6 protein-coding genes and 1 pseudogene are annotated in these 11396 nt (G+C 42.1%); all 7 read right to left on the bottom strand.

Features of this window, described 5'->3' with window-relative positions; translation table 11 throughout:
- Nucleotides 1–434 precede the first annotated feature (434 nt).
- Nucleotides 435–1211 (bottom strand): M48 family metallopeptidase, encoded by a 777-nt coding sequence (locus WR49_RS18160; RefSeq protein WP_046224947.1) that lies wholly within the window; start codon nt 1209–1211, stop codon nt 435–437.
- A complete protein-coding gene (locus WR49_RS18165) occupies nt 1211–4480 on the bottom strand; it encodes a type I restriction endonuclease subunit R (protein ID WP_046224948.1) in 3270 nt (1089 codons plus the stop codon). Before WR49_RS18165 ends, WR49_RS18160 begins: the two co-directional genes overlap by 1 nt.
- A gap of 91 nt (nt 4481–4571) precedes the next feature.
- Nucleotides 4572–5798, bottom strand: a complete 1227-nt coding sequence (locus tag WR49_RS18170) for a restriction endonuclease subunit S (RefSeq protein WP_046224949.1) — start codon at nt 5796–5798, stop codon at nt 4572–4574.
- Nucleotides 5788–7299 carry a type I restriction-modification system subunit M gene (locus tag WR49_RS18175; RefSeq protein WP_046224950.1) on the bottom strand — a complete coding sequence of 504 codons (1512 nt, stop codon included), beginning with the start codon at nt 7297–7299 and terminating at the stop codon, nt 5788–5790. The genes WR49_RS18170 and WR49_RS18175 overlap by 11 nt, the downstream gene beginning before the upstream one ends.
- A 517-nt stretch (nt 7300–7816) precedes the next feature.
- On the bottom strand, nt 7817–10711 hold the full coding sequence (locus WR49_RS18180; RefSeq protein WP_046224951.1) for a DNA polymerase: 2895 nt from the start codon (nt 10709–10711) through the stop codon (nt 7817–7819).
- Nucleotides 10712–10903: 192 nt separating this feature from the next.
- On the bottom strand, nt 10904–11179 hold the full coding sequence (locus WR49_RS18185; protein WP_046224952.1) for a hypothetical protein: 276 nt from the start codon (nt 11177–11179) through the stop codon (nt 10904–10906).
- A gap of 19 nt (nt 11180–11198) precedes the next feature.
- Nucleotides 11199–11396 (bottom strand): annotated as a pseudogene (locus WR49_RS21540) (hypothetical protein); the annotation flags it as partial.

Consider the following 11396-nt stretch of genomic DNA (forward strand, 5'->3'; position numbering starts at 1 on the left):
AAATTTCCGACTATGAACGTAACAATGGGTACATTGCGGCAATTCCATCAGCGATTAGCGAAACCATCCCACCGAGAATCTTCCAAGACAGCCAGAAGACAATGACGCTCTGGTAATCACTGATGAGAGATTCGCAACGAACAATACGATTGCGCTACCAACTAACACAAACCATCAACTATCGAACCATCATCAATTTCAGAACCAGTAATGGTAATGGGTACATTACTTTAATTACCACCAAGGTTTAGCAACACAATCAAGTGCATCAAATCTTCAGCACATCACCAGAGAATGACAGCAATCGTTCCACTCACTGCTAACAACAGCTTCTGATTTAGTTCTTAAACCACTAATAAAAACAAGTACCTAAACTGGTATGGGAAAACGAAAGGGTGTTAGAGGGTATTGGAGATAAATGATTTGTCACTCGGTTATGTATTAAGATACAGCTCCGCCATACCATCTAAACGACTCTTTACTTCTTTCCAGTTTGGCATTACCTGAGTCAATAACCGCCAAAACCGTTCACTGTGATTGTGCTCTGCGATATGACAGAGTTCATGCAATATCACGTAGTCTATACACTCTTTAGGTGCTTTCACTAAATGAGGGTTAAGTATCAGCGTACCTTTCGCTGAACAACTTCCCCACTGCTTCTGCATTGCCATAATACGAAAACTTGGGATACCCGTTACCCATGTAGCTTGAGGTAGTAGATGACTTAAACGTTCATGGAAAATTCGTTCAGCTCGAACCTTATACCAGTTGTTCACCAAGGCTTTCACCATCGCTGGCTTATCCTCATTAAACTTAGTTAACGTGACGAGTAACTTACCACGCCCCATTTTTACTGTATTTAGAGCTTCTTTATCTTCAACAATTTTGAGCACGTAGCGACGACCAAGATAAAACTGCATTTCACCACTGACGTAATGCTTTGTCTGTACATACTCTAAATGGTGCCGAAACTCAGTAAGCGCATCAAATATCCATTTAGAACGTTTCATTACCGCTTCATGGATATCGGTTTTATCAGCATCTTCAGGAGTGAAAACGACTACCTCGCAATTGGGGTGTACCTTTATCGACACCTTACGTTTCTTCCCCTCAGTATACGGCTTACGCACCACGGAATAAGTAACAGCTTCATCCCCGTAGATAAAGCTGTACTCTTCTTTAATATGCTCTTTAGAGTGTGTCTCAGCCATTACTGATTCAGTCCTGATAAACCTAGTCGAGTAATTTTGATCACCTCATTAACCAATGCTTGCGCTTTATCTATCCCCAAATCACTAAAGAGTAGTGGGAGTAAGCCTAACGTGATTTGCTTCTCTATCTCTTGCGGATTGATAGAAAACTCGGCAACTGACTTCCTTACAATCTCATCAATTTTAATCGCGTAATCAAAGCACTGGTCTTCAGTCAATGGTAGTGTTTCACCTAATTGTTTCAGGAATAACCCATAATAAGCTTGTACATGACGCTTAATCTTGGGGTCTAAAGCACTAAAGCGATCCGTTGGAAGACCCTCGACTTTTCGTTCTTTGACTTGCTCTTCAAAATCAGCGAACAGCATGTATTGTTTAACAGGAGCGTCAAACATCTCTTTCGTTTTCTCTATTGCTTGTTTGAGCAGCTTAGAGAAATATTCTTGAGCATAAGGATCATCAGCTAAATCTTGGTCAATCATCTTAGTGATGCGACCTGTAATTTTATCTTTTTGATTTCGAGCTTCATCGTCGGTCATCTGCTCTGGTTTCGCATCTTTACCCATATTACCAACGAGGTAAGCCCCCTTAGACTCTTCAATCTCAACACCACCAATATGCTTATCGAGTAACGTTCTAATGTCATCCGCATAAGCGTCATAATCAATGGTTTCTTCTGCATCTTCACGTACTTGTTTTCGAAGCTGAGACATCATTTTTAACGTGTCTTTGTACAATTGACGCTTGTTATCGAAGCTTTTATCTTCGAAGTAAGTTGCCGACTGAAGAGCTACTTTCATGCAGTTAGTAAAGAGAGTCAGTGCCGTATAGAAGTCGTTACGCTTTTTAAGGTTGGTATCGGTAACTTGACCTTCGATATCTTGCATCTTAGGGGTAAGTACCTGACGTAACGCTGGACCGTCTTGTTTATTCACCACACCGTCGAAGATAGCCCACAGGTCTGAGTATAAACCTGGAAGTTTTTTGTACTCGGTATCCATTCGGTTGTACAAACCTTGCAGATCATCAATATCGAACCCACCTAATGTACGTTCCGCTAGGTCTTGGTACTTCTCAATAGTGGCATCCAGCTCTTTCAAGATACCTCGATAATCGATTAAGTAACCGAACTGCTTCTTACTATGGAGACGGTTAACTCGTGCGATTGCTTGGATTAGATTGTGCTGTTTTAACGGTTTATCGATATAGAGAACCGTATTCTTAGGCTCATCGAACCCCGTTAGTAGCTTATCGACTACTATCATTAAATCAGGTCCATCATCCTTACTGAAGTCATCGATAATGCTTTGGGTATACGCTTTCTCGTCTTGATTTCCTACGTTCTGTTTCCACCAATTCTGTACTAGGTCTTTGCTCTCTGTATCAACGTTATCATGTCCCTCACGTGAATCAGGAGGCGACATTGCAACGACGGAACTCACCTTACCGATTTGGTCGAGTAACTGCTTATATTGGATTGCAGAGGCTTTAGAGTCACAAGCTAACTGTCCCTTTAAACCTTGTTGTTTAAAGTTCTGAAAATGGTCTGAGATATCATGCGCGATAAGTTCTAAACGCCCTTCCGATTGATATATCTGTCCCTTCTGTGCGAACTTTTTCTTTAAGTCAGTACGCTGCTTTTCCGTTAACTTATCGGTGATTCGATCAAACCAAGCGTCTATCGCTTTATCATTGGTGCTCAGTTCAGGGATACGTTCCTCGTATAAAAGAGGGGTTACTGTTTCATCCTCAACAGCTTGTTGCATGGTATAAGAGTGGATGATTTTACCGAACTTATTCTCTGTCTTATCATCTTGAAGTAACGGAGTCCCTGTAAACGCGACGAATGCTGCTTTGGGTAGCGCTTGCTGCATTCTAATGTTGTTTTCACCGTTCTGGCTTCGATGCCCTTCATCCACCAGCACGATCATATCTGGACTGTCGTTGTAACACTCGGTCATCTCAACAGCGGTACCAAACTTATTAATAATAGAAAAGATAATACGTTCATTCCCTTTACCTATTTGTTCCGCTAACCGCTTACCTGTCGTTGCCATCGCGTCTTTTTTATCTCTATCCGATAAAGCACCACCAGATGCAAAAGTACGAGCAAGTTGCCCTTCTAAGTCAACCCTGTCTGTAACAACGACCACACGACACTTAGCAAGCTCTTTTATCCATATGAGCGCCTTAGAGAGAAACACCATCGTAAATGACTTACCTGAGCCTGTGGTGTGCCATATCACGCCACCATTACGAGCTCCGTTATCATCAAAGGTAGTAATTCGCTCTACTAATGCCTTGATCCCGAAAACCTGTTGATATCGAGCGACTATCTTCCCTGCTTTCTTATCGAATAGCGTATATAACCTTGTCATCTCTAATAGTCGGTCATGACGCAATAAACTCACGAGTAAACGGTCTTGGTCAGTCACGACCAACTCACCGCCTGCGATAAGAGTTAAGTATTCGTCGGTTACTTTCGCTGAACGATGCTTAAAAATGGCTTCAAATTGAGTCGGTGATAACGGTTTATTCTTCAACCTAACGAACTCAGCTTCGATGATCTCTTCTTCTTTCCATTTAGCCCAAAACTTCTCAGGCGTACCACATGTCGCGTACTGTCCATCGTGACCATTGATAGAAAGTAGTAACTGACTGTAAGCAAACAAGTGAGGGATTTCATCGACCTTTTGGTTACGGATATTTTGGGAAATACCCTCTGCTACTGTCGGCTTACCTTCCTTAGAGGAATCCGGACGCTTAGCTTCGATGACAACCCAAGGTAATCCATTAACGAAACATACGATGTCTGGAATACGATGATCGGTGCCGTGGGTATTTTCTACCTTTAACTCTTCGGTAAAGTGGAAGACGTTACGCTCAGGCTTCTCCCACTCGATAATTTGAATGGTAGGATTCGCTTTTTTCCCATCAATGAACTCAGTAACACCAATACCATACGTCAAGATGTTATAGAGCTTCTCGTTAGCAGCTTTTAACCCTTCATTCATCGCAGGGGAGGCTAACTCATGCACTATTTTATCGATAGACGCTGCTGATAGAGGGCGGTCTTTCCCCATAAATGAGAAGGTTTTCTTAGATAAGACTTCCCTCAATACCTTGGGTAGAATAACGGTAGACAACCGACCTCGCTGAATCGAACATTCACTAGTCGGTATGAATTGATACCCTAAGTGAGTCAGCAAGGCTAAAGCAGGGATTTTCGCACTCTGCTCTTCTTTAAAATTCGCGATAGGTTGTGACATGCCGTGTTATTCCTTTTAAGCCTGAGGGGAGCATGGGGTAGACGTAATAAGTAAAAGCGTAGTCATGACTGACTACGCTTGATTGGATTGGTTATACTGCTATAGATTCTTCAACTTGAACCCGTCTTTTGCCTGTTAGTAGTTGCTGCATCAGTGCTTTCTTTTCTTGTTTTAGATGAGAAAGTTTCGCTTCTAATACTTCAATGTCTTTATCGGCAGTGGTGAGGGCTGAGGCGACTTTTTGTTGTTCTTCGATTGGAGGCAGCTTAATCACAAAACTTTTTACCATACCTGCATTAAGGTTTGATTGAGTGCCTTGCTGTCCCATCAAGATAATTTGTTCTTTTAAATTATTGAGATAATAATATAAGAACAAATTTAGTAATCTATTCTGAGGTCTGATGCCTAAAATTGCTTGTGATGAACATAACTCGACAGTAGCGATACTGCATTCGCCAATAGACGCATACATAGCATAAAGCACTGTACCTTTAGGATATAAACGAGCACTACTATTAGCAATTCCCTCATCTGTAAGAGACTTTTCAGTTTTTGAAATCCACTTTCCGTGCTTTGTCATATCTGCAATAGAAACCCACGGATTTTTCCCACCATAGTATTCGCTTACAGAAGATTTAGGTGTACCACCACTATTCATAGCGGCAACATCACCCAACTTAACATCTTCCCAGTCACCCTCAAACACATTACCTGTTTCAGGATTCACCAATCGCTTCTTACCCGTCAACAACTGCTGCATCAGGGCTTTTTTCTGCTGCTTACTGGTTTTAATCAGCTTTTCTGTGGTGCTAATCGCTTTATCCCACGTAGAAAGAATTTTGGCGATTTTGCGTTGTTCTGAGTACGGTGGAATTGGCACTTGGATATCTTTTATGATTCCAGCGCTAAGGTTCTGTTGACCACCACTATTTGCTAATTCACGTATATTCTCATACTGACTAGTTAAAAACTGGTAATAATATTCAACATCATGTTCCTTGTTTAGTAACAGCGCCGCACAAGCTTGGTTGGTTGTTGCTTCGATACCAAGTTTGGCTACTTGTCCTCTAGTCTTACCCTGTCCGTACATAGCCATTAAGATAGTATCTTTAGGAAATAATTTAGCAGAAGAGTTTTCTAAACCTTCTTGGGTGATTTTCTGTTCGGCATCAGCTATAACACCAAACTTCACTTCAGAGGTTGTTACCCAAGGTATATGACCATTCCAATAGGAATCTTTGGTTCTACTAGGAGTACCACCAGAAGTTACCTTTGCAATATCTTCAATAGTCCCTTTGCACCAACCATTAGGCACCATAACCCAACTCCTCTAGGTAACTCGCCATTTCAGCTTCAAGGTCAGCCAGTTCATCCTGCAATGCTAAACGTTCAGTACGAACCGCAACTAAATCAATCTCTTCCTCCTCCTCAAAGGTATCGACATAACGAGGAATATTCAGGTTGTAGTCGTTCTCAGCAATCTCTTCCAAAGTAGCTAAGCAAGAATACTTATCCGTTGTCTCTCGCGCTTTATATGTATCTACAATCTTCTGGATGTTCTCAGGCGTTAACTGGTTCTGGTTCTTACCCGACTTAAACTCACGTGAAGCATCGATAAACAGGACTTTATCGTCTGTCTTGTTCTTCTTAAATAACAAGATTGCAGCAGGGATACCCGTACCGAAGAACAGCTTTTCAGGCAGACCAATCACGGTATCAAGCAGGTTTTCATCAATTAATTGCTTGCGGATCTTACCTTCCGATGATGCGCGGAATAACACACCATGAGGCACCACTACCCCCATACGACCCGACTGAGGTTTCAACGTCTCAATCATATGCGAAATAAACGCGTAATCACCTTTAGTCTTAGGTGGGATACCACGACGGAAACGACCAAATACATCATCAGCAGCATCTTCATGACCCCACTTATCCAATGAGAATGGAGGGTTAGCCGTCACCACATCAAAGTGCATCAATCCACCAGAACTATCTTGGAGTTTCGGGTTACGGATGGTATCACCCCATTCGATACGGTGATTATCTTCACCATGTAGGAACATGTTCATCTTAGCTAAAGACCAAGTAGAACCAATAGCTTCCTGACCGAATAAAGCGTACTGCTTAGAGCCATTAAAGTTCTTCTGGACTTGCTTACCACACTTCATCAATAGAGAACCTGAACCACAAGCAGGATCGCAAATAGTATCCCCCTCTTGAGGCTCTAAGATGATAGAGAGCAAGTCTGACACTTCAGGTGGCGTGTAGAACTCACCAGCCGATTTGCCGCTACCAGCCGCAAAGTGTTTAATCAGGTACTCATATGCGTTACCAATAACGTCTAGAGAACCCACTCGACTCGGGCGTAAGTTAAGTGTCTCCTTACCAAAGTCTTCTAAGATATGACGTAAGATGCTGTTCTTCTGCTTCTCATCACCCAGCTTATCGGTGTTAAAGCTGATGTCTTGGAAGACATTTTTCAACTTAGTACCGTTAGCTTCTTCGATAGCATGTAAAGCTTTATCAATACGAGAGCCGTTACCTGCTTCATGACGCTGTGCGTACAAGTCCCAAAATGTCGAACCTGATGGAATTTTAAATGACTGACTCGATAGCATCGCTTCAATCATTTCAGGATTATCACCAAATTGCCCAGTGAGTTCATCAACCTTATCTTGGTGAACGTCTGAAATGTACTTCAAGAACAACATGGTTAAGACGAAGTCTTTATAAATTGAAGGGTCTACCGTACCTCGAAACGTATCACAAGCAGCCCAGACCGCTTTATTAATTTCATCTTGGTTAATTGTTGTCATTTTAAAATCCTACGCTCTTAGTCAGCTCAAAGTAGCCGCGAGTCATGAAGACAGACCATCGCTTCAAACTACGCTAATATTCATATCAAAAATTGTCACAATTGTAGTGCATTGCTCATCCACATAGATAGAAAAAGATACCTTTTCTAAGATATCGAATAGGCAATTTTCTAGACAAGATGCTCGTGACTTACCTTGAGAAGTATTTTAATGAGTTACAGTACAAAAAGTGAAAGGTAATGACATAGAAGTGTAACGAGGGAAATAGGGTTCATAGTTATGGGGTAGGGTCTATAACTACTGTTGTAGATGGGTTAAGAGCTAAATCTCAGACTAAGTCTTTAGCAATGTATATTGCTGTCGTTATTACAACGGTATCACTAGTCTAATCAAAACGGCTAAAGCATCGAAATATCACCAGAGAATGGCAGCAATCGTTCCACTCACTGCTACCACCAGTTCTGAAATAGAAAGCCAGCCCCCTTTCGGAATCTGGCTCTGTAAGTGTTACGCGATACTACGCTGCTAGTTTTTCAGTATGTTCTCGGCTGTACTCTTCTAGCATGGAAACTGCTTCTTCAACCTCGATAGGATGGAAAATCAATGTCATATCGACCCTTGGGTACTTACGCACTAACCATGATAGGAGTGGCAACATGCGAGGCGTTACAGGTAACTTAGATTCCAGTAGCTTACGTCCCTTCGAATTTGCTAAATCTTGTTTAGTGATACCTTCTATACCGTCAGTCTCAAACATAGAGACCATCTTATCGTAATGACCTCGTGGAGCGCGTTTTGGAGCCTCTGGTAGCCCCCATTTACCTTGAGTGATAGCTCGTAACATCTGTACCTTGAAAATGCCCTCTGAGCCATCTCCTAGGTATTTAACACCAGTTCCCTTGAGATAACTACGAACCTTATAGAAGTCCATCCAATTGTCCCAATCTTCCATTGTCTTAAGGCAGTTGTTTACACGCCACTCGTCGAAGTAAGTACGAGCATCTAAACCCTCATCAACGGTATTCCATGGAACCGTATCGAACGATAGGTGCTCTACCACTTCACCGCTTTTAGGGTGACGAACTTCCACCATACGAGGGTTTACAGGACGACGCTTAAAGTCATATTCGAGATTAAGTGTCTGTTCAGTGTGGATAGAGACAAGATCCATCTCTTTTAGCCATTGGTCACGTGCTGATGCTAAGTGTTTACGTGCAACCTTCTGACCTGGATAACGATCTAAGAACAACTCAACCATCCACTCATTTTCATCTACGCCTTTCGGTGCTTTTATCCCTGCTTTAGCACATACCGGTTTTGTATCACCTAATTCAGCTGTCAATTGTCCACGAGTCTTCATAGAGATAATCTGTTTAGCATGGTGCTTTAGTTGCATCATGTCTTCGCCACTGACCTCGGTACAGATTTGCTGGAACCGACGCGCTAACGGGCCATCTAAACATTGCTCTAGTTGCTCTTGTGTGGCATTGCACAACCAACCGTCTGTGGTGGCTGAAATTATCTTAATGTCATCGCCATAACGCTCACAAAGCTTGCCTATAACCTCAAGCATCGTAGCGCGAACATAAGACGTACAATAGGCTCCGTAATGTGCATTGGTTACAGGTGAATATGGGATGTTCTTACTCAATCCTGTAGCAAGATCGAACCCTTTAGAATTGTTACAACCTTGTAAAGTTTTTCCATAAAGTGAGTTACCTACCAATTTCCAAAGCCCGTTGTATAGCTCATTTCCTTCTTGTTTGTACTTAGAACGCTGCTTACGAATGATAGTAGTAAAGTCCTTATACATAGATGTAGAACCCTCAACCCAAGGGATTACCATTCCATGCAAAATCTCAATTTCACACCCAATATCATGTGCTAGTTGAAGCTCTGGCGACGTTACATAAGTTTCCCCTTCCATCGGATAATAGATGCCACGGAGTTCGGTTCGACAAGGCATGACAGGAAATCGGATACCGTCTAGGTGTTTAAAGCGAACATACGCAAAGCCCATGGTATCACCTAGATAGTCTTCAATATTCTTAGATTCGAAGGTATTAGGGTAATCGGCTTTTTTGGAATTTACTAAGCTGGTCGTGTACGCACCACTCAAATCATAATCAAAATAGTCACCTTTTTCAGATACCCCAAAGTAAGCTCCGAAATTACAACCACCAAACAAGGCTGAAACTGCAAGGTTATCGGTGTACTCTCGACTAACCGTTTTCGATATATCGTATGTGTTGCGAATAGCATTACTTTTTGCATGATAATACTGCTTTTTACGAGTCTCATATCCTAAAAAGTCATGCATTGCGGCTGTACTACCACACGTATGTCGGAACAACGACACACCAAGATTGCCTAATGTCGAAGGCAAGCTATTCAGCTCCAGACCAATATCTTCACGAAGGTCAACCAATGCGAACTTCTGCATCCGTAAACCATATTCCAAGGCAATATCAGCATCGCGAACCGCATACCGATTAAACAGACTAGTATCCTTACAATACAGGTCATCCATTCGCTCTATCATGTTGTCTGGTAGCGTCATTTTGGGGAAACCGCACTGCAATCCTAGCTCCTCAAGTGATGCCTTGCTACTCAACAAAGTTGTATCAATGAAGCGAAGCTTAGTTTCAAAAGCGTTGTTCGATGAAGAGTAGAACTTAGTGTTTTCTATTTTGTATTTACTGCGCCCGATGGAGTCCAGAGCGATACCGTAAGCACCGCGCCCAGAGGTTACTGTACCTTGAACGACTGTTAGCGAGTTTTTATGGTTCTTGTTATTTTTACCGATGTTCCAAAACTCCTCGAAAGAAGCAATATCGGCACGAAGAAAATGAGCATAGATAAAAGTCTGCTCAGGCCATTCTTCGATGAAACCACGTGCTTTAGCTTTTATCAGTAATTCTTGGATGAATTTGTCAAAGCCGATCTTGTAACCTTTCTTGGTAAGCTGCTTACGCTTATCCATTTCATCTTCTTTCGACAGACCTTGATCACGACACTGCTTAATCAGTTTCGCCATGTCGGTATGTTTCACGCCGCTAAACGACTTATCACCAATGCGAACACTGTAGGAGTAGCAAAGAATATCGTTCTTACCCGTCTCATGATTAAAGACCCACTCAGAGTCTATCGATATATGGATAGCTTTACCCTTACCACGCATTGCCGCCCATGGAGCAGATTTAATCCCCTCTAAGTATTGATTAATACGTTTATCTATTTCCTTTTTAGCTTCCTCACGTCCTCGCAGCTCAGCTTCGAACTTGCTAACTTGATCATCCAAAAGCAATGATTTGGTATCGAAGAATGTGGACTGCAGGAAGTCTTCTAATTCGTGCTCAGTTTCGCGCATCAATTGATAGGTTGTTTTTGGGGCTGTTTCTAACGTTTTCATCTTTATTTATCCATTCGTTAAGAGAAAAAAGACGAAGTACATCCATGACCGGACACACTTCGTCGGTTATCGGATATAGAAAGATTGGTAATAAAGAGGTGCTCGGAGATGAGACTAGTTTAGAAAAGGCTGGTATAGAATGGTGCGCACGAAGGCAGTGGTTTGCTAGACCGTATTACAGCGATATTATTCTTACTTAAACTTCGCTGTGCGAGCCCATGACTTAACAAACTTGATTAGTTGCACATAACCAACGGTATCGACACCTTTCTTTTCAACGTTGTTATTCATACAGGTACGCACATACTTCATTAAATAAGCAGATTGCTGCATTGTTCCATGTTCATCTTCGCAACTCTCGATACAGTGAGCGAGTAGCCCCCCCATAGTTTTACTATTCCCTCGTGGGCAGTCTTCACCACATTTTTTGATCATTTCGATTAAGTCTTTCAGTTTTAGAGTGTTCATATCATTTACCTGCTTACGATTAGTGAGTGGATAGAATTTCATTTAGATCTGGTTGTACAAACTTACCCGCTTCATAAGAAACCAGCGCATCATGCAATGCATCAGCTACCTTCTCGCGGATTTCCGATTGGGAGATAGGTAGGAACCCCAGTATCGCGTCCCCCTCCCCACGAAACAGAATTCCTTTATGAGCTCGACCATTACAAGTCTCAACCGC

Source organism: Vibrio sp. ECSMB14106, assembly GCF_000972265.1.
GTDB lineage: Bacteria > Pseudomonadota > Gammaproteobacteria > Enterobacterales > Vibrionaceae > Vibrio > Vibrio kanaloae.

Coding starts and splice junctions, on each gene's coding strand:
- WR49_RS18160 (WP_046224947.1), bottom strand. CDS start 1,211: ATGGCTGAGACACACTCTAAAGAGCATATTAAAGAAGAGTACAGCTTT.
- WR49_RS18165 (WP_046224948.1), bottom strand. CDS start 4,480: ATGTCACAACCTATCGCGAATTTTAAAGAAGAGCAGAGTGCGAAAATC.
- WR49_RS18170 (WP_046224949.1), bottom strand. CDS start 5,798: ATGGTGCCTAATGGTTGGTGCAAAGGGACTATTGAAGATATTGCAAAG.
- WR49_RS18175 (WP_046224950.1), bottom strand. CDS start 7,299: ATGACAACAATTAACCAAGATGAAATTAATAAAGCGGTCTGGGCTGCT.
- WR49_RS18180 (WP_046224951.1), bottom strand. CDS start 10,711: ATGAAAACGTTAGAAACAGCCCCAAAAACAACCTATCAATTGATGCGC.
- WR49_RS18185 (WP_046224952.1), bottom strand. CDS start 11,179: ATGAACACTCTAAAACTGAAAGACTTAATCGAAATGATCAAAAAATGT.